The 25725-nt window shown below is 73.0% G+C and carries 35 protein-coding genes; 16 read left to right on the top strand and 19 right to left on the bottom strand.

From position 1 onward, the window contains the following. Window positions 1-60: 60 nt before the first annotated feature. The 4 genes from ftsR to AC3RKB_RS18445 are packed head-to-tail and all read right to left on the bottom strand — an operon-like array spanning window position 61 to window position 2365. Window positions 61-753, bottom strand: coding sequence for a transcriptional regulator FtsR (gene ftsR, locus AC3RKB_RS18430; RefSeq protein ID WP_491437776.1), 693 nt, complete (start codon window positions 751-753; stop codon window positions 61-63). After that, on the bottom strand, window positions 750-1265 hold the full coding sequence (locus AC3RKB_RS18435) for an FHA domain-containing protein (RefSeq protein WP_491437777.1): 516 nt from the start codon (window positions 1263-1265) through the stop codon (window positions 750-752). Before AC3RKB_RS18435 ends, ftsR begins: the two co-directional genes overlap by 4 nt. Before the next feature lie 2 nt (window positions 1266-1267). Then, window positions 1268-1888, bottom strand: a complete 621-nt coding sequence (locus AC3RKB_RS18440; RefSeq protein ID WP_491437778.1) for a CDP-alcohol phosphatidyltransferase family protein — start codon at window positions 1886-1888, stop codon at window positions 1268-1270. A gap of 9 nt (window positions 1889-1897) precedes the next feature. Then, window positions 1898-2365 carry an NUDIX domain-containing protein gene (locus tag AC3RKB_RS18445; RefSeq protein ID WP_491437779.1) on the bottom strand — a complete coding sequence of 156 codons (468 nt, stop codon included), beginning with the start codon at window positions 2363-2365 and terminating at the stop codon, window positions 1898-1900. A 138-nt stretch (window positions 2366-2503) separates the two neighbouring features. Between AC3RKB_RS18445 and idi the strand changes: the two genes are divergently transcribed. From idi to AC3RKB_RS18490, 9 genes are read left to right on the top strand one after another with little or no spacing between them, the layout of a single operon-like run. Beyond that, a complete protein-coding gene (gene idi / locus AC3RKB_RS18450) occupies window positions 2504-3046 on the top strand; it encodes an isopentenyl-diphosphate Delta-isomerase (protein ID WP_491437780.1) in 543 nt (180 codons plus the stop codon). Next, the gene (locus AC3RKB_RS18455) at window positions 3039-4085 is read left to right on the top strand and encodes a polyprenyl synthetase family protein (RefSeq protein WP_491437781.1); all 1047 of its coding nucleotides are present in this window, start codon (window positions 3039-3041) and stop codon (window positions 4083-4085) included. The genes idi and AC3RKB_RS18455 overlap by 8 nt, the downstream gene beginning before the upstream one ends. Further along, complete coding sequence (locus tag AC3RKB_RS18460; protein WP_491437782.1) at window positions 4082-4987, top strand: phytoene/squalene synthase family protein; 906 nt, start codon at window positions 4082-4084, stop codon at window positions 4985-4987. Before AC3RKB_RS18455 ends, AC3RKB_RS18460 begins: the two co-directional genes overlap by 4 nt. Further along, entirely contained in the window at window positions 4984-6621 is a 1638-nt protein-coding gene (gene crtI, locus AC3RKB_RS18465; protein ID WP_491437783.1) for a phytoene desaturase family protein, read from the top strand. Before AC3RKB_RS18460 ends, crtI begins: the two co-directional genes overlap by 4 nt. Then, complete coding sequence (locus AC3RKB_RS18470) at window positions 6618-7004, top strand: lycopene cyclase domain-containing protein (RefSeq protein ID WP_491437784.1); 387 nt, start codon at window positions 6618-6620, stop codon at window positions 7002-7004. Before crtI ends, AC3RKB_RS18470 begins: the two co-directional genes overlap by 4 nt. Continuing rightward, window positions 7001-7366: a lycopene cyclase domain-containing protein gene (locus AC3RKB_RS18475; RefSeq protein ID WP_491437785.1), complete on the top strand. Its 366-nt coding sequence runs from the start codon at window positions 7001-7003 to the stop codon at window positions 7364-7366. Before AC3RKB_RS18470 ends, AC3RKB_RS18475 begins: the two co-directional genes overlap by 4 nt. Beyond that, window positions 7363-8268 carry a prenyltransferase gene (locus AC3RKB_RS18480; protein WP_491437786.1) on the top strand — a complete coding sequence of 302 codons (906 nt, stop codon included), beginning with the start codon at window positions 7363-7365 and terminating at the stop codon, window positions 8266-8268. The genes AC3RKB_RS18475 and AC3RKB_RS18480 overlap by 4 nt, the downstream gene beginning before the upstream one ends. A gap of 22 nt (window positions 8269-8290) precedes the next feature. After that, a complete protein-coding gene (locus tag AC3RKB_RS18485; RefSeq protein WP_491437787.1) occupies window positions 8291-8662 on the top strand; it encodes an RNA-binding S4 domain-containing protein in 372 nt (123 codons plus the stop codon). Between the two features lie 24 nt (window positions 8663-8686). Beyond that, entirely contained in the window at window positions 8687-8980 is a 294-nt protein-coding gene (locus AC3RKB_RS18490; protein ID WP_491437788.1) for a GNAT family N-acetyltransferase, read from the top strand. Between the two features lie 49 nt (window positions 8981-9029). Here the strand turns inward: AC3RKB_RS18490 and AC3RKB_RS18495 are convergent, their stop codons facing one another. Then, window positions 9030-9878: an aggregation-promoting factor C-terminal-like domain-containing protein gene (locus tag AC3RKB_RS18495; protein WP_491437789.1), complete on the bottom strand. Its 849-nt coding sequence runs from the start codon at window positions 9876-9878 to the stop codon at window positions 9030-9032. Window positions 9879-10046: 168 nt separating this feature from the next. Between AC3RKB_RS18495 and AC3RKB_RS18500 the strand changes: the two genes are divergently transcribed. Then, on the top strand, window positions 10047-10460 hold the full coding sequence (locus tag AC3RKB_RS18500) for a YchJ family protein (RefSeq protein ID WP_491437790.1): 414 nt from the start codon (window positions 10047-10049) through the stop codon (window positions 10458-10460). Between the two features lie 141 nt (window positions 10461-10601). Next, complete coding sequence (locus AC3RKB_RS18505; RefSeq protein WP_491437894.1) at window positions 10602-11312, top strand: GTP pyrophosphokinase; 711 nt, start codon at window positions 10602-10604, stop codon at window positions 11310-11312. 7 nt (window positions 11313-11319) lie between these two features. Here AC3RKB_RS18505 and ligD read toward each other — a convergent pair whose 3' ends face one another. Together ligD and AC3RKB_RS18515 are read right to left on the bottom strand one after the other, a co-directional pair. Then, window positions 11320-12348, bottom strand: a complete 1029-nt coding sequence (ligD, locus tag AC3RKB_RS18510) for a non-homologous end-joining DNA ligase (RefSeq protein ID WP_491437791.1) — start codon at window positions 12346-12348, stop codon at window positions 11320-11322. Window positions 12349-12384: 36 nt separating this feature from the next. Further along, the gene (locus AC3RKB_RS18515) at window positions 12385-12663 is read right to left on the bottom strand and encodes a DUF2277 domain-containing protein (protein WP_491437793.1); all 279 of its coding nucleotides are present in this window, start codon (window positions 12661-12663) and stop codon (window positions 12385-12387) included. 155 nt (window positions 12664-12818) lie between these two features. On the opposite strand from AC3RKB_RS18515, the gene AC3RKB_RS18520 reads away from it, so the two are divergent. After that, entirely contained in the window at window positions 12819-13007 is a 189-nt protein-coding gene (locus AC3RKB_RS18520) for a hypothetical protein (RefSeq protein ID WP_491437794.1), read from the top strand. A 34-nt stretch (window positions 13008-13041) separates the two neighbouring features. Here AC3RKB_RS18520 and AC3RKB_RS18525 read toward each other — a convergent pair whose 3' ends face one another. From AC3RKB_RS18525 to AC3RKB_RS18535, 3 genes are all read right to left on the bottom strand, one after another. After that, entirely contained in the window at window positions 13042-14106 is a 1065-nt protein-coding gene (locus AC3RKB_RS18525; RefSeq protein ID WP_491437796.1) for a YihY/virulence factor BrkB family protein, read from the bottom strand. A gap of 62 nt (window positions 14107-14168) precedes the next feature. Continuing rightward, window positions 14169-15386, bottom strand: a complete 1218-nt coding sequence (locus AC3RKB_RS18530) for an AI-2E family transporter (protein WP_491437798.1) — start codon at window positions 15384-15386, stop codon at window positions 14169-14171. Further along, the gene (locus AC3RKB_RS18535; protein ID WP_491437799.1) at window positions 15346-16380 is read right to left on the bottom strand and encodes a DMT family transporter; all 1035 of its coding nucleotides are present in this window, start codon (window positions 16378-16380) and stop codon (window positions 15346-15348) included. The genes AC3RKB_RS18530 and AC3RKB_RS18535 overlap by 41 nt, the downstream gene beginning before the upstream one ends. Window positions 16381-16420: 40 nt before the next feature. Between AC3RKB_RS18535 and AC3RKB_RS18540 the strand changes: the two genes are divergently transcribed. Further along, a complete protein-coding gene (locus tag AC3RKB_RS18540) occupies window positions 16421-16945 on the top strand; it encodes a MarR family winged helix-turn-helix transcriptional regulator (protein ID WP_491437800.1) in 525 nt (174 codons plus the stop codon). 27 nt (window positions 16946-16972) lie between these two features. Here the strand turns inward: AC3RKB_RS18540 and AC3RKB_RS18545 are convergent, their stop codons facing one another. From AC3RKB_RS18545 to AC3RKB_RS18555, 3 genes are all read right to left on the bottom strand, one after another. Next, window positions 16973-17809, bottom strand: coding sequence for an aggregation-promoting factor C-terminal-like domain-containing protein (locus AC3RKB_RS18545; RefSeq protein WP_491437801.1), 837 nt, complete (start codon window positions 17807-17809; stop codon window positions 16973-16975). Between the two features lie 292 nt (window positions 17810-18101). After that, window positions 18102-18407, bottom strand: a complete 306-nt coding sequence (locus AC3RKB_RS18550) for a hypothetical protein (protein WP_491437802.1) — start codon at window positions 18405-18407, stop codon at window positions 18102-18104. Window positions 18408-18423: 16 nt separating this feature from the next. Further along, window positions 18424-19155, bottom strand: a complete 732-nt coding sequence (locus AC3RKB_RS18555; protein ID WP_491437803.1) for a glycosyltransferase family 2 protein — start codon at window positions 19153-19155, stop codon at window positions 18424-18426. Between AC3RKB_RS18555 and AC3RKB_RS18560 the strand changes: the two genes are divergently transcribed. Beyond that, entirely contained in the window at window positions 19154-19399 is a 246-nt protein-coding gene (locus tag AC3RKB_RS18560) for a hypothetical protein (RefSeq protein WP_491437805.1), read from the top strand. The two genes, AC3RKB_RS18555 and AC3RKB_RS18560, sit on opposite strands and share 2 nt — an antisense overlap. A 64-nt stretch (window positions 19400-19463) precedes the next feature. Beyond that, on the top strand, window positions 19464-19664 hold the full coding sequence (locus AC3RKB_RS18565; protein WP_491437806.1) for a hypothetical protein: 201 nt from the start codon (window positions 19464-19466) through the stop codon (window positions 19662-19664). Window positions 19665-19707: 43 nt separating this feature from the next. Here the strand turns inward: AC3RKB_RS18565 and AC3RKB_RS18570 are convergent, their stop codons facing one another. The 6 genes from AC3RKB_RS18570 to AC3RKB_RS18595 are packed head-to-tail and all read right to left on the bottom strand — an operon-like array spanning window position 19708 to window position 23979. After that, window positions 19708-21366, bottom strand: a complete 1659-nt coding sequence (locus tag AC3RKB_RS18570; RefSeq protein ID WP_491437808.1) for a SulP family inorganic anion transporter — start codon at window positions 21364-21366, stop codon at window positions 19708-19710. After that, entirely contained in the window at window positions 21363-21788 is a 426-nt protein-coding gene (locus AC3RKB_RS18575) for an ArsR/SmtB family transcription factor (protein ID WP_491437809.1), read from the bottom strand. The genes AC3RKB_RS18570 and AC3RKB_RS18575 overlap by 4 nt, the downstream gene beginning before the upstream one ends. Before the next feature lie 45 nt (window positions 21789-21833). Then, window positions 21834-22436: a mismatch-specific DNA-glycosylase gene (locus tag AC3RKB_RS18580; protein WP_491437811.1), complete on the bottom strand. Its 603-nt coding sequence runs from the start codon at window positions 22434-22436 to the stop codon at window positions 21834-21836. Then, window positions 22436-22864: an NUDIX hydrolase gene (locus AC3RKB_RS18585; RefSeq protein WP_491437812.1), complete on the bottom strand. Its 429-nt coding sequence runs from the start codon at window positions 22862-22864 to the stop codon at window positions 22436-22438. Before AC3RKB_RS18585 ends, AC3RKB_RS18580 begins: the two co-directional genes overlap by 1 nt. A 4-nt stretch (window positions 22865-22868) precedes the next feature. Further along, on the bottom strand, window positions 22869-23381 hold the full coding sequence (gene lepB / locus AC3RKB_RS18590; RefSeq protein WP_491437813.1) for a signal peptidase I: 513 nt from the start codon (window positions 23379-23381) through the stop codon (window positions 22869-22871). Window positions 23382-23388: 7 nt separating this feature from the next. Then, window positions 23389-23979 (bottom strand): DUF6448 family protein, encoded by a 591-nt coding sequence (locus AC3RKB_RS18595; RefSeq protein WP_491437814.1) that lies wholly within the window; start codon window positions 23977-23979, stop codon window positions 23389-23391. 128 nt (window positions 23980-24107) lie between these two features. Here AC3RKB_RS18595 and AC3RKB_RS18600 point away from each other — a divergent pair, with 128 nt between their 5' ends. Next, window positions 24108-25661 carry a carboxylesterase/lipase family protein gene (locus tag AC3RKB_RS18600; protein ID WP_491437815.1) on the top strand — a complete coding sequence of 518 codons (1554 nt, stop codon included), beginning with the start codon at window positions 24108-24110 and terminating at the stop codon, window positions 25659-25661. The last annotated feature ends 64 nt before the right edge of the window (window positions 25662-25725 follow it).

Here is a 25725-nt window from a genome sequence, read left to right on the forward strand (position 1 = left end):
ACCCGAGTCGAGGACATCGGGCCGAACGTCACGGCGTGTCGCGGACCGACCGCACCGGGGTCAGCGCGAGAAGCCGTCGAGCGCGCGTTGGAGCACGCTCGCGTGCACGATCGCGAGGTGCTCGGCGAGTTCGCGTGCCCGCTCCGCGCTGCGCGCGCGGCCCGCAGGGTCGGGTCGGCGTTCCGGCCGGATGGCCTGGTCGATGAGCGCGGCCTCGCGCTCGGCCGCGGCGCGCACGCCGCGGAGGTGCCGGGGCTCGATGCCCACGGAACGGAGCGCGGCCAGCGCCCTGAGGGCGTCGAGCGCGTCGGCGCCGTAGACCTCGGCCGGACGGATGACGGACGCCGCGATCGCCTCGTCGAGGAGCGCGGCGGTCGCACCGGCCTCACGGACCAGCTCGTCGCGCGAGAACCGGTTCGCGGTCGCCTGGACGGCCGCGGCGCTCACCGCGCCCGGCAGCGCGGGCGTGCCGCCCGCGTCGACGGCGTCGAGGTGCGCGCGGATGACCTTGAGCGGCAGGTAGTGGTCGCGCTGCATCGCGAGCACGAGGTGCAGCCGCTCGACGTCGGTCGGCGCGAACTTCCGATAGCCCGCCGCGGTGCGCGACGGTGTGACGAGCCCCTGCTCCTCGAGGAACCGCAGCTTCGACGGGGTCAGCTCCGGGAACTCCGGCTGGAGCTTCGCGAGGACCTGACCGATGCCGAGCAGCGGCGGGGCGTGGGCCGGACGCCGCGTCGCGGCGCCCTCGCTCACCCGGTTCCCGCCGGCGAGAGGTCGCGCCGGGAGGCGTAGAACGTCAGGCGGTACTTGCCGATCTGGACCTCGGCGCCGTCGCTGAGCAGCGCCGTCTCGATCCGCACGCCGTCGAAGTACGTGCCGTTCAGCGAGTTGAGGTCGCGGACCTCGAACGCCGTGCGGTGCCGCACGAACTCGGCGTGCTTGCGCGAGACGGTGACGTCGTCGAGGAAGATGTCGGCGTCGGGATGACGGCCGACGGTCGTGACATCGGTGTCGAGGAGGAACCGGGCGCCCGCGTTCGGACCACGACGCACGATCAGCAGCGCCGACCCGGACGGGAGCGCGGCGATCGCCTCCTGCTCGGCCGCTGAGATGTCGCTGTCGAGCGCGCTCAGTTGAGCCGCCGCCTCGCGGCTGAAGCCCATCGTCGTATCGTTCGCGTCGCTCACCACGTGGGCGGAGGTCTGCGTCGAGAGCTCACGCTCCTCGTCGCTCGCACCGGCCTGGTTCATGTCGGAATCCGCCACTGCTAACCTCCCTGCTCCAGCGTATCGGATGCGGGTGGGGGCGACACCCGCGAGACACGCACCACGCGGGCGGTCTCGATCGCGTAGATGATGCCCGCCCACCAGTAGAGGAACGCACCCCACAGCGTGACCGCCCAGCCGAACGGCTCGCTCACCGGCTGCATCGCCGGGAAGGCGAGTCCGAGCATGATGACGGGCAGGCCCGTGAAGAGCGCGAAGGTGGCCGCCTTGCCGAGTTGGTGCACCGGGAGGGGGCCGTAGCCGTGGTTGGCGAGCACGACGCCGAGCACCACGATGAGCACGTCGCGGGCGACGATGACGATGACGATCCACCACGGCACGAGCGCGTTCGCGGCCAGTCCGATGAGGGCGGCGAAGATGTAGAGCCGGTCGGCCGCGGGATCGAGCAGCTGCCCGAGACGCGTCACCTGGTTGAACCGCCGGGCCAGGTATCCGTCGAGCAGGTCGGTCAGGCTGGCCGTGATGAGCACGATGAGCGCCGTGACGTACGCGCCGGCGATCACGAGGATGAGGAAGACCGGCACGAGCAGCAGGCGGAGCATGCTGAGCACGTTCGGGATCGTCCAGATCCGCGTCGAGACCCCCGTGCTCTCCCCACCCACGGGTCGATCCTATCGAGCGGAACCGCCGTGGAGCCGGGCACGCAACGCGGGCCAGGCTTCAGCGAATCGCGGATGGAGCGGCAGTTCGTCGACGACGTCGGCCTGCGTCCATCGCAGCGCGATGCTCTCGGGGTCGGCCAGGCGCGCCTCGAAGCGTTCCGCGGCATCGGCGACGACGGTCGTGTACGACCAGTAGCCGAGGTCGAGCACGCTCTCGAAGCGCACGACGACGAGCCCCGCGGGCATCCCGGTCTCCTCGGTCGCCTCGCGGACGGCGGCGTCGTACGCCGACTCGCCGAGGTGCCGTGCTCCGCCGGGAATGCCCCACGTGCCGCCGAAGTGGCTCCAGGCGGCGCGATGCTGCAGCAGCACGGCGCCGCCGGGATCGACGACGAGCAGCCCGGCCGCACCGTAGCGCCCCCAGTACCGGGCGCCGTCCGGACCGTGCACCCAGCCGTCGCCGCTCTCGCCCGTCATCGTTCCAGCATGCCGCACGCGAGCGCGCGATGCGCCCGTCCAACTTTCGGTTGTTCCCGGTGCCGCGGGCCCGCTGCTAGCTTCGGGTGCACGGACCGCGGGACCACGTCATCGCCCGCTGTGACGAGGGAGGCCACCATGCAGCAGACGACCGAGACCGTCGAGGACGAGGTGGTGCTCCTCGACGAGTCGGGCACGCCCATCGGGCGAGCACCGAAGAGCGCGGCGCACGGCCCCGACACGGCGCTCCACCTGGCGTTCTCGTGCCACGTGGTCAATCCCATCGGCGAGGTGCTCGTGACGCGCCGGGCGCTCTCCAAGCAAGCCTGGCCCGGCGTGTGGACCAACTCGTTCTGCGGACACCCGAAGCCGGCGGAGCCGATGCTGCACGCGGTGCGCCGGCGCGCCGAGCACGAGCTCGGCCTCGAGCTCGACTCGGTCGAGCTCGCGCTGCCGCTCTTCCGGTACCGCGCGACCGACGCGAGCGGCGTCGTGGAGAACGAGGTATGCCCGGTGTACATCGCAGTCGCCTCCGGCGAGCCCGACCCGAACCCGCGCGAGGTCGCCGAGTACCGCTGGGTCGACCCTGCCGCCCTCGCCGCCGCGGTCGAGGCGGCGCCGTGGGCGTTCAGCCCGTGGCTGGTCCTCCAGGCCAGGGAACTGGAGCTGTTCCGTGCCTGAACTGCTCGACTCGGCGATCGACGGCGGACTGCGCGCGTTCTTCGCCGAGGCACGAGCGCGCGCCGGGCAGTACGGCGCGCACTACGCGGCGCTGTGGGAGTCGATGGAGCAGCAGAGCTCGGGCGGCAAGCGGGTGCGGCCGAGGCTGGTGTGGTCGGCGTACCGCGGCTTCGGCGGCGAGGACCGCGACCTCGTCACGCACGTCGCGCTCGCGTTCGAGCTGCTGCACACCGCGTTCCTGATCCACGACGACCTCATCGACCGCGACACGGTGCGTCGTGGCGAACCGAACGTCGCGGGGCGGTTCGCGGCGCGGGCGATCGAACACGGCGCCGACGAGCGGGCGAGCGCCGTGTGGGGCGAGACGGCCGCGGTGCTCGCGGGCGACCTGGCGCTCAGTCGTGCGCACCGCGAACTCGCGATGCTCCCGGTCTCCGACGAGCGGCGCGGGGCGCTGCTCGACATTCTCGACCACGCCGTGTTCGTCTCGGCGGCGGGCGAGCTCTCCGACGTCGTCGGCTCGCTGCGGGGAACGACGCCGGAGCTCGAGTCGGTCCTCGCGACGCTCGAGCAGAAGACGGCGGTGTACTCGTTCGAGTCCCCCCTCGCCGCCGGCGCGGTGCTGGCCGGCGCCCCCGACGAGGCCGTGGCAGCCCTCTGCCGGTTCGGCCGCCTGGTCGGCGTCGCGTTCCAGATCACCGACGACGTGCTCGGCGTCTTCGGCGACCCGCTCGTGACGGGCAAGTCCGCGTCGGCCGACCTGCGCGAGGGCAAGCGCACCGCGCTGATCGCGCACGCGGCGACGACGTCGTCCTGGCCTGCGGTCTCGGCGCGGCTCGGCGACCCCGCGCTCGACGACGACGGCGCCGAGGCCGTCCGCGAGGAGCTCCGGCGATGCGGGGCCCTCGATGCGGCCGTGGCGCTCGCCGCCGAGCACGTGACGCTCGCCCGGTACGAGCTCGACGCCGCCGACCTCCCGGCGGCACTGCGGGGCGAGCTGGGCGAGTTCGCCCAGCGGGCGACGGAGCGCGTGCGATGAGCGGCCGGCGCGACCCGAGCCTCCTGGGCCGGTACTCGGATGCCGCGGAGGCGAGTTCCGCGACCGTGATCTCGCACTACTCGACCTCGTTCGGTGCGGCCGCGAAGCTGCTCGACGCCGACGCGCGTCGCCGCATCCGCTCCGTGTACGCCCTGGTGCGGATCGCCGACGAGATCGTCGACGGCGCTGCCGCCGAGGCCGGGCTGAGCCTCGGGCACCAGCAGGAGGTGCTCGACGGGCTGGAGGCCGACACCGAACGCGCGCTGGAATGGGGCTACTCCGCGAACCTCGTCGTGCACGCCTTCGCGGCGGTCGCCCGCGAGGCGGGGTTCGGCACGGAGCTGACCCGGCCGTTCTTCGCATCGATGCGACGCGACCTCGACCCGGCGCCGTTCGCCGCGGAGGAGATCGGCCCCTACATCCACGGCTCCGCCGAGGTCGTGGGGCTGATGTGCCTCGCGGTCTTCCTCTCCGGCGAGGCCGCGCAGACCGGCGTGCCGGTCGACGAGGCGCGTCGCGCGCGACTCGAGCGCGGCGCCATCCATCTCGGCGCGGCGTTCCAGAAGATCAACTTCCTCCGCGACCTCGCGGTGGACTGGCGCACGCTCGGCCGAAACTACTTCCCGGGCATCGATCCCGACGCGTTCACCGATCGCGACAAGACGGCGATCCTCGACGACATCGACCGCGACCTCGAGATCGCGCGTCGTTCGCTGCCCGAGCTGCCGCGGCGCGCCCGCGCCGCGGTCTCCGCGGCGCACGGGCTCTTCGCGAGCCTCACAGCCCGGTGCCGGGCGACCCCGGCCTCGGAGATCATCGCGACGCGCATCCGCGTGCCCGACGGCGAGAAGCTCGCCATCGCGGTCCGCTCGGCGCTCGGCACGGGAGGGAGTCGCCGATGATCGGCGAATCGGAGCGCATCGTCGTCATCGGCGGCGGCATCGCCGGACTGGCCACCTCGGCGCTGCTGGCCCGCGACGGGCACCGCGTCACGCTGCTCGAGGCACGCGACGAGCTCGGCGGGCGCGCCGGTCGGTGGGAACAGCACGGGTTCCGGTTCGACACCGGGCCGTCGTGGTACCTCATGCCCGAGGTCTTCGACCACTTCTTCCGGCTGTTCGGCACCAGCGCCGAGGAGCAGCTCGACCTGGTCCAGCTCGATCCGGGGTACCGGGTCCACGCCGAGGGCTACGCCGACCCCGTCGACATCAGGCCGACGCGGGCGGGCAACGTCGCGCTGTTCGAGTCGATCGAGCCCGGCGCGGGGTCGGCCCTCGGCGACTACCTCGACTCCGCGGAATCCGCCTACGACATCGCCCGCCGGCGATTCCTGTACACGAACTTCGACGACCCGCGGAACCTGCTCTCCGGCGAGGTGCTCCGGCAGGCCGGGCGGCTCGCGAAGCTGCTCATGACCCCGCTCGACCGGTTCGCGGCGCACGCGGTGCGCGACCGCCGCCTGCAGCAGGTGCTCGGGTATCCGGCCGTGTTCCTCGGTTCCTCCCCCGATGCGACTCCAGCGATGTACCACCTGATGAGCCACATGGACCTCGAGCAGGGCGTGTTCTATCCCCAGGGCGGCTTCTCGGGGCTGATCGACCGGATCGCGGCGCTGGCCGAGCACGCCGGCGTCGACATCGTGACGGGCGCGCGCGTCGAGGAGATCGTGCTGTCGGGCGACGCGCGGCCTGCCGTCGCGGGGGCGCGCTTCCGCGACGCGACCGGGCGCAGCGTCGTCGCGCCGGCGCACCGGATCGTGTCGGCGGCCGACCTGCACCACACCGAGACCGAACTCCTCCCCCGCGCGGTGCGTACGTACCCCGAGGAATGGTGGCGCCGCCGCACCTCCGGGCCGGGCGCCGTGCTCGCGATGCTGGGGATCCGCGGCCGGGTGCCCGGGCTCGAGCACCACACGCTCTTCTTCACCGAGGACTGGTCGCGGAACTTCGGCGCGATCTTCGGCGCCGATCCGCACGTTCCCGACCCGGCCTCCTTCTACGTCTGCATGCCGAGCGCGACCGATCCCACCGTGGCGCCCGAGGGCGACACGAACCTGTTCATCCTCGTCCCGGTGCCGGCCGACACCGCGATCGGCCGCGGCGGGATCGACGGCACGGGCGACCGGCTCGTCGAGGAGACCGCCGACCGCGCCATCGCGCGGATCGCCGAGGTGTCGGGCCTGCCCGATCTGGCCGAGCGGATCGTCGTGCGGCGCACCGTCGGGCCCGCGGACTTCGCCGAGGACCTCAACTCGTGGCAGGGCGGTGCACTCGGGCCGGCGCACACGCTGCGGCAGAGCGCGTTCCTGCGCGGGTCGAACCGGTCGCGCCGGGTCGACGGGCTGTACTACGCCGGCGGGTCGTCGGTGCCGGGCATCGGGCTGCCGATGTGCCTGATCAGCGCCGAGAACGTGCTCAAGCGCGTGCGCGGCGACCGTTCGGCGGGGCCGATCGCCGAGCCCGCGGCATCCGATGCGCTCGAGATCGCCGGGCCGGGCGCCGCCCCGGGCACGGCCTCCGACCCGGCGCGCGCATGACGGGGTTCGCGTACCTCGCCGGGCTGCTCGCGGTCATCGGATGCATGATGCTCATCGACGCGCGCTGGCGCCTGGTCTTCTGGCGCGCCCCGGCCGCGGCCGCCATCACGGTCGCCCTCGGCGTGGCGTTCTTCCTCGCGTGGGATGCGGCGGGCATCCTGCTCGGCGTGTTCTTCCGCGGGCGTTCGGAGATCGTCACCGGCATCGAGCTCGCGCCCGAGCTGCCGCTCGAGGAGCCGGTCTTCCTCGCCTTCCTCTGCTACCTCACGCTGGTGCTGGTGCTCGGCACCGAGCGGATGCTGCGCGCACGCGGCGCACGCTCGGCCGCCGCGGCATCCGGCTCGATCACCGGCACCCGCCCGGACGGACGGGGCGTCGCGTGACCTACCTGCTGCTCAGCCTGCCCTTCCTGATCGCCGCGGTCGTGGTCGCGTGGGCGCTGCGGCCGCGCGATTCCGCAGCCGCCCGCCGACGTGGGATCGCGACGATCGTCGCCGCGATCGTGCTCGTCGTGCTCACGGCGGTCTTCGATTCCGTCATCATCGCGACGGGCATCGTCGCCTACGACGATGCGCACCGCCTCGGCTGGACGGTCGGGCTCGCGCCCGTGGAGGACTTCCTCTACCCGCTCGCGGGCGTGCTGCTGCTGCCGGCCGTCTGGGCGTTCGCGCTGCGCCGATGGCCCCCGCGCCATGCCGGCCCCGCAGATCCGCCCCGCCCGGGTGAGGCCGGAGCCGTCCGATGAGCGCGGCCCGCACGCGCGAGGGGGGCCTCGGCCACCGCGTCGGCCAGGTGCTGCTGTCGTCGCGGCCGATCAGCTGGATCAACACCGCGTTCCCGTTCGCCTCGGCGTACCTGCTCACCACCGGCGAGGTCGACGCGCTCCTGATCGTCGGGACGATCTTCTTCCTGATCCCGTACAACCTGCTCATGTACGGCATCAACGACGTGTTCGACTACGAGTCCGACCTCCGCAACCCCCGCAAGGGCGGCGCCGAGGGGGCGCTGCTCGATCCGAGTCTGCACCGCACCGTCGTGTGGGCCGGCGTCGTCACGGCGACGCCGCTCGTCGCGATCATGCTGTGGCTGGCCGGCACGGGCGAGCCGTGGTCGTGGTTGGTGCTGGCGGTCAGCCTGTTCGCCGTGTTCGCGTACTCGGTTCCGGGACTGCGGTTCAAGGAGCGACCGCTCCTCGACTCGATCACCTCGAGCACGCACTTCGTGAGCCCGGCGGTGTACGGCCTCGCGGTGGCGGCGGCCGAGCCGACCTGGCCGCTCGTCGCGCTCATCGCCGCCTTCTTCTGCTGGGGCATGGCGAGTCACGCGTTCGGCGCCGTGCAGGACGTGGTGCCCGACCGCGAGGCCGGCATCGCGTCGGTCGCGACGGCGTTCGGCGCCGCGGCGACCGTGCGGCTCGCGCTCGCCCTGTGGGCGGCGGCGGGCGTCCTGATGCTCCCCACCGACTGGCCGGGTCCGCTCGCGGCGCTGCTGGTGCTGCCCTACCTCTGGGCCGCGTGGCCCTACCGATCGGTGACGGATGCCGCGTCGGGCGAGTCGAACCGCGGCTGGCGTCACTTCATCCTCATCAACTACCTCGTCGGCTTCGCGGTGACCATGCTCATGATCTGGTGGGCCCTGATCCGCTGACCCGGCGGCCTAGACTCGCAGGATGGCGGAAGCGGGGTCGGCACGCGTGGACGCGTGGCTCTGGGCGGTTCGCGTGTGCAAGACGCGCAGCGCGGCGACCGCGGCGTGCCGCGCCGGTCACGTCCGCGTGAACGGCGAGCGCGCGAAGGCGGCGCTGCCGGTGCGACCGGGCGACGAGGTGCGAGTGCGGCTGCACGGATTCGACCGCATCCTCATCGTGCGGCGGCCCATCGTCAAGCGCGTGTCGGCCGAGGTCGCGGCGACCGCCGCCGACGATCGCACGCCTCCCCCGCCGCCGCGTGAGGCGGTGGCGACGGTCGCCGTGCGCGACCGCGGCGCGGGCCGGCCGACGAAACGCGAGCGACGCGACCTCGACCGCCTGCGCGGCCGGTGATCCCGCCGGGCGTAGCCTGAAGCGGTGACGAAGGACTTCGCCCACGAACCCGGACTCCGGCGCTACGTCGTGCGACTCGACGGCCAGGTCGCCAGCGTGCTCGACTACCGCGAACTCGGCGACACGGTCGCGTTCGTGCGCACGTTCACCAATCCGCCCTACCGCGGCAGCGGGCTCGCAGCCGAGCTCGTCCGCTTCGCGGTCGACGACGTCGAGGAGCGCACGCAGCGTCGGATCGTACCCAGCTGCTGGTACGTCGAGCAGTGGTTCGACCGGCATCCCGACCGACGCGCCCTGCTCGACCCGCGTACGACGTGAGGGCGGTCCCGGCCCGAGCCCGGACCGCCCTCACGGACGGAGATCGCGATCAGTACCAGTTGAGCGACTGCGAGTGGCCCCACGCGGCGCACGGCGAACCGTACCCGCGCGCGATGTAGTCCAGGCCCCACTTGATCTGGGTCGCGGCGCTGGTCGCCCAGTCGGCGCCGGCGGTCGCGAGCTTCTCGGCCGGCCAGGCCTGCACGATGCCGTAGGCGCCGCTCGAGGGGTTGGTCGCCTGGTAGTTCCAGCCGGACTCCTTGGTCCAGAGCTGCACGAGGCACTGGAACTCGCCCTCGCCCCAGCCGTACTGCGACGCGGCCATCTCCCGAGCGGTCTGCTTCGCGCCCTCCGGCGTGTTCGCGCGCGCCAGAGCCTCGGCCGCGGTCCGCTCGGCGACCGCCTGGTCGTGTGCGGCGGCGGCGTCCATCGCCTGCTGGATGCGCGTCTCGGTCTCGGCGGTGAGGGCGCGGACCTCGTCGAGCGGCAGCGTCTCGAACTCGCCGAGCGAGGCGACGGATGACGCGAGCTCGCCCGCATCGATCTTGCCTTCAACCGAGGCGAGCGTGTCCTGCGCGACGGTCAGGGTGTCCTCGGCCTCGGAGTGGGTCCTGGCCGTCGCGATGCCGGCGTAGGCGCCGAGCTGGTCGGCGGCGAGACCGCTCGCCTGCGTGATCGAGGCGGTGGTCTCGACGCGCTCCTGCGCGGCGAACGCCGACTGCATCATCGCACCGGTCCCGGCGACGAGGCCGGTCGCGAGGACCGCACCGAGGGCGAGTCGGCGGCGACCGGCACGACGACGGCGCTGGGCGCGTCGGGTGACGGCGGGCGTGGCGTGCGAGGTGCGGGGGGCGGTGACGGTGGGGGCGGGCTGGTTCTCGTGCGTATCGATCTGCATAACGTGGGGGGCTCGGATCCGGGGGTCGAGGGCCCTCCGAGCAGGGGCATGGACGCGCCCGGACGAACCGCCCGGGCACACAAGCCCCCCACTCTGCCCTCCGTTTCTGTACGAAACCTCGGCTTTCACTGGGCAGACGGTGATCGCGCCGCCTGCGAGACTGGCGGCATGCGCGACCCCGACCGCCCCGGATTCCCCGACCTCGACGCCGCGGATCGCTGTCCCTGCCGCTCGGGCATGCCCTACGGCGAGTGCTGCGGACCCTTCCACGCCGGAGCGGCCGAGGCCCCGACCGCGGTCCAGCTCATGCGCTCGCGGTACACGGCGTACGTCGTCGGCGATGCCGACTACCTCCTCGTCACGTGGCATCCGTCGACCCGCCCCGGCTCGCTCGAACTCGGCCCCGACCTGACGTGGCGCTCACTCGAGATCGTGCGGACCGAACGCGGCGGCCCGCTCGACCGCGAGGGCGTCGTCGAGTTCGCGGCGCGCTATGCGGCGGACGGCGAACGCGGCGTGCTGCACGAGACGAGCCGCTTCGTGCGAGAGGCCCGCTGGCTCTACGTCGACGCGATCGATTGACCGCCGCCCATGGCCGATCCATCGCCGGCGCAGAGGGAACCCCGAGGTTCGCCGCGTAGCGTGGCCCAGGTGACGCCGCTCGACGGAACCCCGCCAGCCCGTGCCCCGATGCCCTCGCCCTCGCCCTCGCCCTCGCCCTCGATGCTGACGGCCCGGGCGCAGCGCACGCTCGACACCATCGACGGGCAGACGCTCGAGGAGATGCGGGCACTGCGCGACGAGACCGAGCGGTTCATGCTGCGCTACAAGTTCGGCATGGACGAGGTGATCACCAAGCTCTCGATCCTGCGCGAGGAGTTCAGCCAGGCGCACGCGTACAACCCGATCGAGCACATCTCGAGCCGCCTGAAGAGCCTCGACAGCGTGGTCGACAAGATGCGGCGGAAGGGCGTGGAGCCCTCGTTCGACGCCATCCGCGAGACCGTGACCGACATCGCGGGCGTCCGCGTGACGTGCAGCTTCGTCTCGGACGCGTACCGCATCGCCGAGCTGCTCACCGCGCAGGAGGACGTGCGGGTGATCCGGGTCAAGGACTACATCGCCGAGCCGAAGGCGAACGGCTACCAGAGCCTGCACCTGATCGTCGAGGTGCCGGTGTTCCTCTCGACCGGTGCGCATCCGGTGCCGATCGAGGTGCAGATCCGCACGATCGCAATGGACTTCTGGGCGAGCCTCGAGCACAAGATCTACTACAAGTACGACCGCCAGGTGCCGGGCGAGCTGCTCGACCAGTTGACGGATGCCGCCCGCACGGCGGCCGAGCTCGACGCCCGCATGGAGCGGCTGCACCGGACGGTGCACGGCGCCCCGCAGGATCCGCGGCACGCGCGCACCGGACCGACCGTCGCCTGAGCCGGCGTCACTCCCCCTCGGGCCGCTTCGCGCGGCTGGGCTGCACGCGGGTCGGCTCGCCCGGCATCTTGGGGAAGTCGGGCGGGAACGGCAGTTCCGTGAGCCCGTCGTCGAGGTCGCGCTGCCACCACTCGAGCAGCGTGTCGATGCGGCCCGGCGCGTCGTGCATGCCCGCCCACGGGTCGCCGCGCTCGGCGAGCCGGGCCGGCACCGTGCGGACGGTGTGGTCGGCCGGATCGGCGTGCTCGAGCTCGTCCCACTCGAGCGGGCACGAGACGGCCGCGTTGGCGAGCGCCCGCGGGCTGTAGGCGCCCGCCATCGTGCGGTCGCGATTGGCCTGGTTGAAGTCGAGGAAGATGCGCTCGCCGCGCTCCTCCTTCCACCACGCGGTGGTGACGCGTTCGGGCATGCGCCGCTCGAGCTCGCGCGCGAGCGCGATGACCGCGTGCCGCACGTCGAGGAACTCGTGCTCGGGCTCGATGGGCGCGAAGACGTGGATGCCGCGATTGCCCGACGTCTTCACGAACCCGGTGAGCCCGACCTCGCCGAGCAGGTCGCGCAACGCCAGCGCCGCGGGAACCGCATCGGCGAATCCGGTGCCGGGTTGCGGGTCGAGGTCGACGCGCAGCTGGTCGGGCAGGTCGGGCGCCTCGGCGCGCGAGGCCCACGGGTGGAACACGACGGTGTTCATCTGCGCAGCCCACACCGCGCCGGCGGGTTCGTCGACGACGAGCTGCGGATGGCGCCGGCCGCTCGGATAGGCGACCGTGACGTCGCGCATCCACTCGGGGGCGCCACGCGGCGGGTTCTTGGAGAAGAACCGCTCGCCGTCGACGCCCTCGGGGAACCGCTCGAGGGAGACCGGCCGGCCGCCGTTCGCCTCGACGAAGGCGGGCCCGACGGCCACCAGGTATTGCGCGAGCTCGACCTTCGTGATGCCGAGCTCGGGCCAGAGCACGCGCGTCGGACTCGAGATCCGGACGTCGCGCGCTCCGTCCGGTCCGGGGATGTGCAGGGTCACCGCGTCGCCGGCCATGGGCTCGACGCTACCCCTCGCCGCCGACGCCGGGGGTCAGGCGCTGATCGTGGCGTAGCGCTGGGCGGCGCGGGCGCGCGCCTTCGCGGCCTCGACCTCTCGGTCCTTCGGCGGCGCCGAGGTGACGAGGTGATCGAGCAGGTGTTGCGTGACGTGCGCGACCGCTTCGACGGCGTCGTCGAACGCGGCTTGGTTGGCCTTCGACGGATGCGTGGAGCCGCTGACCTTGCGCACGTACTGCAGCGCGGCGGCGCGCACCTCCTCGCTGGTCGCGGCGGGCTCGAAGTTGTGGAGGGTGTGGATGTTCCTGCACATGCCGGGAGCCTAACCCCGGGTGCCGACCACGTCGAGGGCCCGCCTACTCGCGGTCGGGTGCTCCGTCAATCCCCTGACGACTCGCGACGGCCGCATCTAGCGTGAGCCTCGGCCGCCGCACCTGCGGATGACGGTCGGACGAACGGAGAGTGAGCATGATGCAGCCGCACGACCCGATCGAGGGCGAGTACACCGACTCCGAGCTCCCGCTCGACGCCGAGCTCCCGAAGGACGACGACGCCGCGGGCGTCGACGACGGCGACTGGAACGACGACGACGTGGTCGTCGAGGAGGTCGAGGTGATCGAGTTCACCGACGCCGACGCCGACCGCCCGACTCGCTGAACGCCGATCGCACGACCGGCCGTCGCGGCGCGGATCAGGACGCGCCGCGACGGTCCGCGACCGGGTCGACGACCCCGGGCAGCGCGTCGCGGGCCGCCGCGACCTCGGCTGCCGCGATCGCCGCGCGGCGCTCGGCCCGCTTGAGCCGGCGCAGCGCCATCGACGCCGCGCCGTGACGCGCCGCGACCCGGTCGCGCTCCTCCTCCACGCCCGTGATGACGTACGCGCTCGCGATGAGCACGACCTGGCTCGAGAGGTTGAGCCAGATGAGCAGTGCCACGAGCGAGCCGAACGAGGCGAGCAGGGGGTTGCTCGTCGCACCGCCGACGAACAGCCCGGAGAGGACCTGCAGCACGGTCAGTCCGAGTCCGCCGAGCACCGCGCCCGACCACAGCGCCCTCGCGCTGGGGCGGAGGCCCGAGAGGAGGCGGAACAATCCCGCGATGACGATCGTGTCGATCGCGAACGCGACGAGGATCGAGAGCGTCTGCGATCCGCCCTGGACGAGGCCGCCGGTCGACGGGAGCCCGATCCACGCGAGCGCCGTCCCGATCGCGCCGGTGCCGATCACGGTGATCGCCGCACCGGCGGCGAGCAGCAGTCCGAACGCGATGGCGATCGCGAGGTCGCGAAGCAGCTGCCAGAGGAAGAACGTGCGATCGTCGGGCAGTCCGGCGAGCGTGCGCAGGGCGATGCGGAGCGACCCGATCGCGCCGATCGCGGCACCGACGGTACCGATGAGCGCGAGCGCGCCGGCGATGCTCAGCGTGATCGGCTGGACGAGGTCATCGGGGTCGATCACCGCCCCTTCGCCGACGAGGCCCGGGATGACGTCGCTCACCGTGGCCACGATCGCGTCGATGGCATCGGGGTTCCCCGCAAGCCAGATGCCCGCGACGGCGAAGCCGAGGAAGGTTCCCGCGAACACCGAGAAGAGCGTGCGGTAGGTCACGCTGTCGGCGAGCATCGCGCCGTGCTGCTCCTGGTAGAGCAGGAACGCCCGCGCCGGCTTGGTGCTCAGCACCCACTCGACGAGGCGGGTGACGCGCGCGCGGATTCCCGCCGGCGGACGAGTCGACTCCCCCGTGTTCTCGGTCATCCCGTCAGGCTACCGACGTGCACGCCGTCGGGCGGCGGCCTTGACAGGCGCGCCCACTTTGCTCACTTCGCTCGCTTCCGCTCCGACTTCTCAGCCCGGAGGGCCTTGGACTGGGCGCGGTTCTCAGCGACGAGCTCGGTCGCCAGCAGCTTCGCCTCGCCGACGTCACCGGTGGCGGGGCGCCACCACCTGATGGACGGATCGGCGTCGATCAGGACCGTCCGCCCGAGGAGCGTCAGCGGCACCGCGAGGATGGCGCCGATGGGCCCGAGCACGAGCGCCCAGAACAGCACCGAGGCGAACGTGATGGACTCGCTCAACTGGACCGCCTTGCCGACCACCTTGGGCTGGATGATCGACTGGACCACGGCGTTCACCAGCCCGTAGATGATGATCACGGCGATGACGGTCGGCCATCCCCCGGAGAGGAAGCCGAACACGATGGGCGGGATGATGGCGATGAAGTACCCGATGTTCGGGATGAAGCTGCAGATGAACGAGAGCAGGCCCCAGAGTGCCGCGCCGGGGACCTGCAGGGCGAGCAGGGCGAGCCAGTTGAGGATGCCCTGCGCGATGCCGAGCCCGGTCGTGACGACCATGTAGCGGCGCACGTTGCGGCCGTACGTCACGATCGCGACGACGAGCGCGGGGCGACGCGGTTGCATCTGGCGGAGGATCGCGGGCACGTAGGTCGCGTCCATGGCCATGAGAATCAGCAGCGTGAGCACCACGACGAGGCCGAACACGATGCCGGTGAGGCCGCCGAGGATGCTCGTCGCGACCTCCACCGCACGCGAGGGCTCGAGCCCCGTGAGGATCGTGTCGACCTGCTCCTGGCCGAATCCGATCGACTCGAGCGCCGCGCCGAGGTTCTGGGCCGCGGCCTGGATCTGCGGCGCGTACTGCGGCAGCAGTGACGTGAACTGGGCGAGGCCGAAGATGAGGATGCCGAAGAACCCGGCGAGCAGCGCGAACACGACGACGATCGCGCTCGCGGTGGCGAGCCCCCGGGGCACGCCGCGGCCCTCGAGCCAGCGCCGCGCGGGATGCACGCAGATCGTCAGGACGAGCGCGAAGAACACCGGGCCGACGACCGAACGCGTCGCCCAGAGTCCGAACGTGACGACCACGGCGGCGGCGATTCCGAGCAGGATGACCGTCGCGCGAGGCAGCGCGTGCTGGGGCGGGCCCTCGGTCTCGGCCGCCTCGGCGACGGTCTCGACCTTCGCCCCGCCGCGATCAGACCCGGACTTCCCGCGCTGCCACCAGCCCTGAACCATGCGTCCCCCGATCCTCGGGCCGTGGAGCAGCGACGGCGGCTCCTGCCGCGGAGACTAGCACCGCGATCGGGCGCGGGCGTGGGACTTCCGTCCCCATGTCGGATCGGGGCCCGCGGGCCGCGCCGGTGCGCAGGCGCGCCCACGCCCTCGCCGCCGCGGGCTGACCGAGCAGGATCCCGGCGAGGACGAGCGCGAGGCCGCCGAACTGCCAGCCGCCCAGCGCCTCGCCGGCAAGGAGGGTGCCCAGCAGCACGCCCGTCACGGGATTGAGCAGCCCGACGAGTCCGACCGTGCCGGCGGGCAGGTGGGCGAGGCCGCCGAACCACGCGGCGAACGCGACGGCCGTCGCGATCACGCTCACGTATCCGAACGCGAGGACCTCGGTCGCGCCGAGGGCGGGCGGCACCCCCTCGACGAGGAGCGCGACGGGGACGAGCATGAGCCCGCCCGCGAGCAGCTGCCAGGCGGTCACCGCGAGCACCTCGGTGCCGTCCTTCCATCGCTTGGCGAGCACGTAGCCCAGCGAGGAAAGGAGCATCGCCGCGACGGACGCCGCCACGCCGAGCGGGTCGACCGCGGACGCGTCGGTCGCGAGCAGCAGCACGACCCCGGCGAGGCCCACCGCGGCCCCCGCCATGGGCACGGCGCGCAGCCGCTCCCCCGCGAGCAGCCAGGCCAGGACCATCATGACGGCCGGCGAGGTGGCCATCACCGTCGAGGCGAGGCTGGTGGGCAGGAGCTGCGCGACGAGGTAGATGAGCGCGAAGAAGACGCCGACGTTGAGCGCGCCGAGCACGAACGCGCGCCACCACCACGCCCCGCGCGGACGCCTCGGCCGCACGGCCAGGAGCACGAGTCCGGCGGGCAGTGCTCTCAGCACGGAGCCCCACAGCGGGGCGTCGGCGGGGAGGAACTCGCGCGTGACGAAGTACGTGCTGCCCCACGCGATCGGGGCGATCGCCGTCACCAGGACCCATCGCCAAATAGTTTCCATGGAAGACACTATATCTTCCATGGAAGATAAGATCCACTCCATGACGTCACGACCGGATGCCGCCCCCGACCACGTCGCCCGGATCATGGCCGAGTGGCGCCGCGAACGACCCGACCTCGACGTGTCGCCGCAGGGCGTGATCGGCCGGCTGCACCGGCTCGCCAACGCCCTCACCGAGGAACTGGTCGCCGTCTACGGGCGGTTCGGCCTCGCCGAGGGCGAGTTCGACGTGCTGGCCACTCTCCGCCGCGCCGGTGCACCGTACGAACGCACGCCGAGCGACCTCGCCGCGTCGACCATGGTGACCAGCGGGGCGATGACCAAGCGGATCGACCGGCTCGAACAGCGCGGCCTCGTCACGCGTCGCGCGAGCGACACCGATGGGCGCGGTCGGGTGATCGCCCTCACGCCCGCCGGACGCGAGCTCATCGACGAGGTGATGACTGCGCACATGGCCAACGAGCACCGGCTGCTCGGATCCATCGAGGAGACCGACCGGAGGGCCCTGGAAACGGCGCTCACCCGGTGGCTGACGGCGTTCGAGACGCCGCCGGCCAACGGGTGAGCGGGTTGGCGTGCGGGATTGGCGGGATCAGTACCAGCCGACCGATGCCGAGTGCGACCAGGCGCCGCACGGGTTGCCGTACCGGCCGGCGATGTAGCCGAGGCCCCACTTGATCTGCGTGGCGGGGTTGGTCGCCCAGTCGGCGCCCGCGGTGCCCATCTTGCTGCCGGGCAGGGCCTGCGGGATGCCGTAGGCACCGCTGGAGGGGTTCTGGGCGTAGACGTTCCAGCCCGACTCCTTGTTCCAGAGGTCGACGAGGCAGCCGAACTGGTCGTCGCCCCACCCGTACATGGAGGCCATGAGGTCGCGGGCGATCGCCTGGGCGCCGCTCGGGTTCGCCGGGCCCTTGGGGTACGAGGGCGTGCTCGACGACTCGGCGGCGGAGGCGGCCTCCGCGGCAGCCTTCTCGGCCGCGGCCTTCTCGGCGGCAGCTTTCTCGGCCGCGGCCTTCTCGGCCGCGACGCGGTCGAACTCGGCGACGCCGGCCTTGACCTGCTCGGCGTGCGCGGTCGCGACGTCGACGAGCTCGAACACGCGCTCGGGAGCGAGGTACGTGTAGTTCTCGAGGCTCGCGACGGTCGAGGCGAGCTCGGCCGCGTCGGTCTTGCCCTGGGCGGCGGCGAGCGTGTCGCCGGCGACCGCGAGCGTGTCCTCGGCCTCCTTGACGGCCTTGGCCTCGAGGATGCCTCCGTGGGCGTCGAGCTGCTCGATGCCGCGGTTCGCGGACTCCGCGAGCGCGGTGGTCTCCGCGATGCGGAGGTTCTCGGCCGCGACGGCCGACTGGAGGGCGAAGCCCGAGCCGACGATCGCGCCGACGGCGACGATCGCGCCCGAGGCGAGGATCGCCGTGCGGTTGCGGCGCATGCGCCGCACTCGGTTCCGGTCGCCGTCGTGGCGGCGGAGTCGGGGGGTTTCGGTGGTACTGGGAGAACTCGTCAAGTTGCGCATAGATCTCGTGGGCCGGCCTGCGGGTGCTGTCGGTGCAGGCCGTCCGTGCTCTCGTCTCGGTGCATGATGGGGGGTCGCCGCGGCGAAGTCGCCAGTCTGCACACCCTTTCTCCACAAGTCGTGCCCGTTTCCTGTGAATGTCCTCAACACAGTCGACGGTTCCTCATCTCCATGGGAGGGAAATCCCCACCTTGGACGGCGCGGTCCGTCACCGGCCGGTGTGCGAGAAATCGGGATATCCCTGCCATTCACCGGGGCCGTGCGAGCGCACGAAGGCGTGATGGACCCGCTCGCACGCGCCCCTGAGCGTCGTGCCCCACCCGAGCAGGCGCCCCTCGAATTCGGCGCGGTACCTGACCTCGCCGTCGACGCGGACGATGCTCACACGCCCGTACTCGCGCCCCATCGAGTCGACCAGTCGCCACCGGCCCGGCTCGGGTTCATCGGCGGCGAGGATCGGATGCCACGTGACCAGCGCTGCTCCCTCCAGAGCGCCCCGGCCGGCGTGCCTCAATGCTACGTCGACCCGCTCACGCGGTTCGACCCCGCCGCCACCACCGACGCACCGGGAACTCCTCGGGCCAGTGCGCGACGATCGAGTGCAGGCCGCGTCGGAGGCGCAGCCCGCCGTCGCCCCGCAGGGCGCGCATCGAGATGCCCATGCCGAGGTGGAGGTCGTAGCGGATCCGATGCTCCGGGCCCAGGTGCACCGACAGGTCGATGTCGTCGTGCATCAGCGTGTCGTGCCGGTGGACCTGATCCCGCACGGCCAGCCACGCCGAGCGCCGCACGGCGAGGTTCGAGCCGAACAGCGGCACGTGCCCGAGCGCGGGCGCCACCGTGGCGACGTAGCTGCCGAGGTAGAGCGCCGCGAGCGGTCGCCGCAGCACCTTGGGGCCGTCGACGAAGTGCGCCGGGCCGGTGATCGCGTCGAGCGCCGGATCGGACGCGAAGGCGGCCCGGATCCGCTCGATCCAGTCGGCGGGCGGGACGCAGTCCGCGTCGAGCCGCGCGATCACGTCCCCTGTGGCGGCGTCGAACCCGCAGGCCGAGGCCGCCGGGATGCCCGGCTCGAGCTCGACGACGACCCGCGCGCCGAACTCGCGCGCGACGCCGGCCGAACCGTCCGTCGACCCGTTGTCGACCACGACGACCTCGTCGGGCGACGAGCGCTGCACCGCGATCGCCTCGAGGCACCGCCGCAGGAGGACGGCGTCGTCCCGCACCGGGATGACCACCGAGACGGTCGGTGTCGAGTCCATGCGCCCATCGTGCCGCACCGACGTCGGCACGCGACAGGCCTTGCGCCGCGACACGCCGTCGCGTGGAGGCTCGCCGGCACGTCATCGTGGAGCGCTCGCCGAGGTGCGCGCCGGTGCCGCTCGACGCCGCCCCGCGCTCGCCCTGGCCGCGGCACCCGGCTACGACGCGCTGCTCCTCTCGCCCGTCGCGCCCCTCGGCGCCACGTCGGTCCTCGCGCCGACGTCGCAGGACCGCACCCTGTGACCGCCACGCCGCACTCGGCGCCAAGGTCACCGCGGCGATCCGCACCGAGTTCCCGGATGCCGAGGTGCGGAGCGGACCGTTGGAGGGCGACTACTACGGCGGGCTTCGCGTCGGCTACGGCGTGCACGGCGCCGACGGCACGTTCTGGGATGTGGTGGACCTCGGCCGCTTCGACTGGGTGGCCCGGCTCACCAGCGACGAGCGCAACCGGTTCGTCGCGAGTGCGATCGGAGTGCAGCTGCTCCCCCTGCTCGGCACGGGCTGAGCGGATGGCGCGGCCGCACGGCCGCGTCATCCGTCCCGTCGGCTCACATCGCCGCGGCCGCCCGGCGCACGTGGCTGCGCGCGTGCTCGACCGCGGCGGGCAGCTCCTCGAAGAGGTGGTTGCGATGGCGGAGCGAGTCGATCACGCCGACCCGTCTGGCGAGCTCGAGGTGCCGGCCCTGGATGCCCTTGACGAGCACCGTGACGCCGCGCCGCTCGAGCGCGTGGATCAGCTCGGTGACCACCTGCGCGCCCGTCGCGTCGAGCAGCTGCAGCTGCGACATCCGGATGATCACGACGTCGACGTCCCGCAGCGCCGAAACCCGCTCGAGCATGCGCTCGGCCGCGCCGAAGAAGAGGGCGCCCTCGAGCCGGAAGAGCGCGATGCGCTCGTCGCCGTGCTCGGCGGGTCCGGGCAGCTCCTCGCGATGCACGCCGCTCGAGCGGGCGACCGCCCGGAGCGCGAGGAACGCGGCGACGGCGATGCCGACGAGCACGGCCGTGATGAGGTCGACGCTCACCGTGATGATCGCGGTCGCGACGAAGACCATCGCGTCGGCGCGCGTCGAGCCGACCACCGACCGCACGGTCGCGATCGAGATCATCCGCGTGGCGGTGACCATGAGCACGCCGGCGAGCGCCGCCAGCGGGATGGAGCCCACGACGCCGGCCCCGACCGCCACGATGCCCGCCAGCAGCACCGCGTGCAGGATCGCCGCGAGACGCGAGCGGCCTCCGGAGCGCACGTTGACCGCCGTCCGCGCGATCGCGCCGGTCGCGGGCATGCCGCCGAAGAGCGCGGACGCGATCGAGGCGAGCCCCTGCCCCACGAGCTCCCGGTCGGCGTCGTACGGGCCGGTGTCGGCCATCGTCGCCGCGACCCGCGCCGAGAGCAGCGACTCGATCGCCGCGAGCGCCGCGACGGTCGCGGCGGGCAGCAGGAGCGAGGCGAGCGTGTCGGGCGACATCACCGGGACGACCGGCGCCGGCAGTCCGCTCGGGAGCTCGCCGATCGTGGCGACCGGGAGACCGACGAGCGTCGTGATCACCGTCACCACGACGATGCCGACGATCGAGCCGGGCACCAGCCGGTGGAGGCGCGGCGCGACGAGCATGATCGCGGCGACGGCCGCGACGACGACGAGCGAGAACGCGGCGTCCGGCCATGACGCGCGCAGCGCCGCGTCGACCGCGCCGACGATCGCGTTCGCGCCCTCGGTCGCGGGCACGCCGACCGCCGCGGGCACCTGCTGCAGGAAGATGATCACGGCGATGCCGAGCGTGAAGCCCTCGATCACCGGCCACGGGATGAACGTGACCGCGCGGCCGAGCCGCAGCACGCCGGCGCCCAGCACCATGATCCCCGCGAGCACGCCGACGACGGCGAGCGCGCCGAGGCCGTGCGTCGCGATGATCGGCGCGAGCACGACCACCATTGCGCCCGTCGGCCCTGAGACCTGCACGTTCGATCCGCCGAACACGGCCGCGACGACGCCCGCGACGATCGCGGTGACGAGTCCGCTCGCCGCGCCCGCGCCCGAGCTCACGCCGAACGCGAGGGCGAGCGGCAGCGCGACGATGCCGACCGTGATGCCCGCGACGAGGTCGCCCTTCCAGGTGCGGCGCAGGTCGCGGTAGTCGGCCGCGGCCGGCAGCAGCGAGCGGATGCCGCGTGCGGCGCGGCGCATGGTCGTGTCGGTCATGCGCGGGCCGCCGTCCCGGCCGGTGCGGGCGCCGGCGCCGTGCCATCCGTCGCCTGCGGTGGGGGCGGGAGCTCGGGCAGTCCCGCCTGGGCGACGAGCTGTCGTTCGGTGGTCTGCAGGATCTCGCCGAGGAGGGAGCGCGCGACGCGCAGGAGGTCGGCGACCTGCGGGTACGCGAGCCGGTAGGCGACCTGGTTGCCGCGGCGCTCGGCGGTGACGAGCCCGTAGTTGCGGAGCACGGCGAGGTGCTGGGAGAGGTGCGACGCTTCGAGTCCGGTCGCCGCGAGGAGCTCGGCGACGGGCGTCTCGTCGTCGGGTGCGGCGGAGAGCACCTCGAGCACGCGCACGCGGAGCGGGTGCGCGAGCCCCTTGAAGAGGTTGGCCTTGACCTCGTAGAGCGGGCGGCTGGCGTCGGTGAACACGGCGACTCCTTCAATGGATTGATGAATCCATCAATCCATTATGCGCTATCGTGCGACGGCCTCCGTCGAGGAGCCCGGTGGAGCCACGGCGATGCCCGCGGCGCGCGCCGGCTCGGCATAGGCTCGCGCGAGGTCGGCGACCGTCGCGTGCGCGTTCAGGCCGCTCGGGTTCGGCACGACCCAGAGCTCCGCGCCGCCGATCGACTCGTCCTGGCGCCCGGCGCGCGCCTTGGGCCGGTCGAATCCCTGCCGGTACGCCGTCAGCCCGACGATCGCGACGACCCTCGGACGCCATCGGGCCACGTCGTCGGCGAGCCTGGCCGCCCCGTCGCGCAGTTCGGCCCGGTCGAGCTCGTCGGCGCGCGCGGTCGCCCGGTGCACGAGGTTCGAGATGCCGATCCCGGCGTCGAGGAACATCCGCCGGTCGGCTTCGCTCAGCCCGGCCGCGAAGTCGGGCACGCGCGGGATCACGCCGGCCGCCGCGAGCGCGGGGTAGAACCGGTTGCCGGGATGCGCGAAGTGCGTGCCGGTCGCTGCGGTCCACAGGCCGGGATTGATGCCGACGAACACGATCTTGGGCTGCTCGGGCATCAGGTCGTCGACGCTCCGGCCCCGGAAGGACTCGAGTTCGGCACGCGTGAAGCCCATCAGCGGTCCTGCTCGGCGTCGGCCCCGAGGTCGGCGTCGCCGATGCCGGCGACGCGAAGGCGCTCCAGCAGGCCGGTCGTGAGCGGCAGCGCTCGCAGCTCGTCGGGCGCGACCCAGCGCGCCTCGTCGGCGTCGTCGCCGTGCCCGAGCACGCCGCCGGTGACGGTCGCCGCGAACCCGTGGACCTCGTACTCGCGCGCCTCCCCCGCCGGCACCCGGGCGATCCAGAGCTCGGGGCCGAGGGCGACGACGAGACCGGTCTCCTCGAGCACCTCACGGGCGGCGGCCTGCGTCAGCGATTCACCCGCCTCGACGCGCCCGCCCGGAACCGACCATCGGCCCCGTTGCGGGTCACGGCCGCGCCGCACCAGGAGCACCCGCCCGTCCGGGTCGGCGATGACCGCGCTGGCCGCGAGCACGATGTCCACGCCATCACCGTACGGCGCGGAGGGCACCGTCGGGCGACCGGCGCCGCAGCATCCGGCCGCGCACGACCCCCCGCAGGTCGTGGCGGCGCACGTACGGGTCCGCCCACGACCTCGCGTCGTCGGAGGCCTCGCGGGCATCGCCGAGCACGAGGTAGCCGTTCTCGGGCACCGCGAACGTGCCGCGAAAGGCGCCCGACGGCCGCGCGTACGGCTCGGCGAGCGCCGCGCCGTCCACCCGCACCGTGCCGCCGTCGATCTCGACGCGTTCGCCGGGCAGGCCGACGACGCGCTTGACGAGGATGCCGCCGCGCTCGCGCGACGCGAACACGACGACGTCGCCGCGGCGCACCACGGTCGTGCGATGCACGCGCGTGGTGAACAGGAGGTCGCCGGGCTCGAGGGTCGGCCGCATCGACCCGGAGCGGACGAGGGTCGTGAACGCCGCGACGCGGGTGACGAGCACCGCGGCGGCCACGACCGCGCCGAGCGCGACCGCCCAGCCGCGGACGGCGCGCATCGTTCGCTCAGTGGTGCCCGTGGTGGATCCCGTGCGGCTCGTGGCCGTGCTCCTCGCCCTCGGCGAGGTGGAAGAAGGCGACGTAGGCGGCGATGTAGGCACGGGCGGCGCCGAGGTCGTCGACGTCGAAGTCGATCGTCGCGAGGACGCGCTCGAACCGTTCCCTGAGCTCGGGCAGATCCTCGTCGGCGACGAGTGCCTGGAGCGGCGCGAGGCTGCGCTCCGCGACGCAGCGATCGGCGGCGACGACCTTCTCGTCGATCTCGACCCCGGACGGCCGGATGCCCGAGTACGGTTCGCCCTCGCCGGCCCGGTGCAGGCGCACGAGCGTCTCCAGGAAGTACCGGTCGGCGAGGTCGCGGGCGTCGTCGCCGAGGATGCGGACGCGCCGGGCCAGGTCGAAGGCGGCCTCGAGCTCCCGCTCGTGGTGCGCGTCGACCCACTTGAGCGCGACGTTCGCGTTGCCGCCCTCGAGCGCGCGGCGGCCGTCGGCCACCGTCGGACCGTCCATCGTGTCGCAGTGCGCGCGAGCCGGTCGCGGCATCGCAAGGGCGAGCACGACGGATGCCGCGGCCGCCAGGAGCACTCGGACCACCATCCGCATTCCATCGCCCCTCCGGCACGGGCCGACGCCCCGCGCCACGATCCAGCCTACGGAGCGGCCGCGTCATGGTCCGGGACCTTCGCCCCTGACGGGCTGCACCGCGCGGGGGCACCGTGGGCCGCATGGACACGGTGGTGACGACGGTCCACGGCGCGGTGCGGGGCAGCGTGGTCGACGGCGTGCACGTGTTCCTCGGGCTGCCGTATGCGGCACCCCCGTTCGGCGCGCGCCGATTCAGACCGCCCGAGCCGGTCGAGCCGTGGGACGGCGTCCGCGACGCCACGCAGCTCGGTCCCGAGCCGCCGCAGGTCGCCCCGCCGGCGACGGGCGGCTCGCGCGAGGGCGCGGCCGAGGACTGGAGCGGGATCGACGACGCGTTCGCCGCGCTGGGGCGCGCCGCGCCATCCAATGAGGTGCTCAACCTCAACCTCTGGACGCCCGACCCGGGAGCCGGCGGAGTGCCGGTGATGGTGTGGATCCAGGGCGGCATGTTCGAGATCAGCTCGACCGCCGCATACGACGGCAGCCGCTTCGCGCGCGACGGCCTCGTCTGCGTCGTGATCAACTGGCGCCCGGGCGCCGAGGGATTCCTGGTGCTCGACGACGGCACCGCGAACGTGGGCCTGCTGGACCAGGTCGCGGCGCTCGAGTGGGTGCGCGAGAACATCGCCGCGTTCGGCGGCGACCCCGGCAACGTGACGGTCTTCGGCGAGTCAGCCGGGGCGATGAGCATCGGGATGCTGCTGGCGATGCCGCGCGCCGACGGGCTGTTCCGGCGCGCCATCCTGCAGAGCGGCGCGGCGCACCACGTGATGCCGGTCGCGCTCGCGCAGCGGACGGGGCGGTATCTCGCGCAGCTGCTCGGCGTACCGCCCGAGCGCGACGCCGTCGCTGCGGTCGGCGTGCCGCGGTTGCTCGAGGCTCAGGCGCGCCTGAAGGCGGAGCTGATGGCGGATCCCGATCCCGACCGCTGGGGTTTCCCGGTGGTGGCGACGAACATGCCGTGGCATCCCGCGATCGACGGCGACGTGATCCCGGCTGCGCCGATCGAGCGGATCGAGGCGGGCGCCTCGGCGGGCGTGGACCTCATCGTCGGCAGCAACGTCGACGACTGGCGGCTCTTCATCGTCGTGAGCGGCGTGTTCGCGCAGATGACGGACGACATCCTCACCGGTCCCGTCGAGCGCTACGGGTACCAGTCGCTCGCGACGTACCGCCGGACGGCCGACGTGACGCTCGCCGCCTACCGGGCGCGGTACCCGCAGGCCGCTGCCGGCGACATCCTGGCCTCGGTGCAGACCGACTGGTGGATCCGGATTCCCGCCCTGCGACTCGCCGACGCGCATGCCGGTCGGCCCGGGCGCACCTACATGTACGAGTTCGCGTGGACCTCGCCGGGCCTCGGCGCCGTGCACGCCCTCGAGATCCCGTTCGTTTTCGACACGCTCCGCCCCGACCTCCCGTTGTTCGGCCCGATGCTCGGCCCGAACCCGCCGCAGGAGCTCGCCGATGCCGTGCACAGCGCGTGGGTCGCGTTCGCCGCGCACGGCGATCCCGGCGTGGGCTGGCCGCGGTACGACCTCGACCGCCGTGCCACGATGCGCTTCGACGTCACCTCGCAGGTGGTGCCCGACCCGCGCGCCTGGGAGCGGGCGCTCTGGGCGGGCACCCGCTGACGCCGGATGGCACGACGGGGGCGATCGCCTTGGACGAACCCGGATATCTGGTCCGACGGATCCC

Source organism: Agromyces capsici (assembly GCF_058349965.1).

Bases quoted from the DNA above. Each gene is read 5' to 3' on its own strand.
- AC3RKB_RS18595 (WP_491437814.1), bottom strand. From the start codon at position 23,979: ATGGTGGTCCGAGTGCTCCTGGCGGCCGCGGCATCCGTCGTGCTCGCC.
- AC3RKB_RS18600 (WP_491437815.1), top strand. From the start codon at position 24,108: ATGGACACGGTGGTGACGACGGTCCACGGCGCGGTGCGGGGCAGCGTG.
- ligD (WP_491437791.1), bottom strand. From the start codon at position 12,348: ATGGCCGGCGACGCGGTGACCCTGCACATCCCCGGACCGGACGGAGCG.
- AC3RKB_RS18580 (WP_491437811.1), bottom strand. From the start codon at position 22,436: ATGGGCTTCACGCGTGCCGAACTCGAGTCCTTCCGGGGCCGGAGCGTC.
- AC3RKB_RS18540 (WP_491437800.1), top strand. From the start codon at position 16,421: ATGACGTCACGACCGGATGCCGCCCCCGACCACGTCGCCCGGATCATG.
- AC3RKB_RS18530 (WP_491437798.1), bottom strand. From the start codon at position 15,386: ATGGTTCAGGGCTGGTGGCAGCGCGGGAAGTCCGGGTCTGATCGCGGC.
- AC3RKB_RS18515 (WP_491437793.1), bottom strand. From the start codon at position 12,663: ATGTGCAGGAACATCCACACCCTCCACAACTTCGAGCCCGCCGCGACC.
- idi (WP_491437780.1), top strand. From the start codon at position 2,504: ATGCAGCAGACGACCGAGACCGTCGAGGACGAGGTGGTGCTCCTCGAC.
- AC3RKB_RS18460 (WP_491437782.1), top strand. From the start codon at position 4,082: ATGAGCGGCCGGCGCGACCCGAGCCTCCTGGGCCGGTACTCGGATGCC.
- AC3RKB_RS18500 (WP_491437790.1), top strand. From the start codon at position 10,047: ATGCGCGACCCCGACCGCCCCGGATTCCCCGACCTCGACGCCGCGGAT.
- AC3RKB_RS18445 (WP_491437779.1), bottom strand. From the start codon at position 2,365: ATGACGGGCGAGAGCGGCGACGGCTGGGTGCACGGTCCGGACGGCGCC.
- AC3RKB_RS18570 (WP_491437808.1), bottom strand. From the start codon at position 21,366: ATGACCGACACGACCATGCGCCGCGCCGCACGCGGCATCCGCTCGCTG.
- lepB (WP_491437813.1), bottom strand. From the start codon at position 23,381: ATGCGCGCCGTCCGCGGCTGGGCGGTCGCGCTCGGCGCGGTCGTGGCC.
- crtI (WP_491437783.1), top strand. From the start codon at position 4,984: ATGATCGGCGAATCGGAGCGCATCGTCGTCATCGGCGGCGGCATCGCC.
- AC3RKB_RS18555 (WP_491437803.1), bottom strand. From the start codon at position 19,155: ATGGACTCGACACCGACCGTCTCGGTGGTCATCCCGGTGCGGGACGAC.
- AC3RKB_RS18495 (WP_491437789.1), bottom strand. From the start codon at position 9,878: ATGCAGATCGATACGCACGAGAACCAGCCCGCCCCCACCGTCACCGCC.
- AC3RKB_RS18470 (WP_491437784.1), top strand. From the start codon at position 6,618: ATGACGGGGTTCGCGTACCTCGCCGGGCTGCTCGCGGTCATCGGATGC.
- AC3RKB_RS18535 (WP_491437799.1), bottom strand. From the start codon at position 16,380: ATGGAAACTATTTGGCGATGGGTCCTGGTGACGGCGATCGCCCCGATC.
- AC3RKB_RS18560 (WP_491437805.1), top strand. From the start codon at position 19,154: ATGCGCCCATCGTGCCGCACCGACGTCGGCACGCGACAGGCCTTGCGC.
- AC3RKB_RS18545 (WP_491437801.1), bottom strand. From the start codon at position 17,809: ATGCGCCGCAACCGCACGGCGATCCTCGCCTCGGGCGCGATCGTCGCC.
- AC3RKB_RS18520 (WP_491437794.1), top strand. From the start codon at position 12,819: ATGATGCAGCCGCACGACCCGATCGAGGGCGAGTACACCGACTCCGAG.
- AC3RKB_RS18505 (WP_491437894.1), top strand. From the start codon at position 10,602: ATGCTGACGGCCCGGGCGCAGCGCACGCTCGACACCATCGACGGGCAG.
- AC3RKB_RS18480 (WP_491437786.1), top strand. From the start codon at position 7,363: ATGAGCGCGGCCCGCACGCGCGAGGGGGGCCTCGGCCACCGCGTCGGC.
- AC3RKB_RS18525 (WP_491437796.1), bottom strand. From the start codon at position 14,106: ATGACCGAGAACACGGGGGAGTCGACTCGTCCGCCGGCGGGAATCCGC.
- AC3RKB_RS18485 (WP_491437787.1), top strand. From the start codon at position 8,291: ATGGCGGAAGCGGGGTCGGCACGCGTGGACGCGTGGCTCTGGGCGGTT.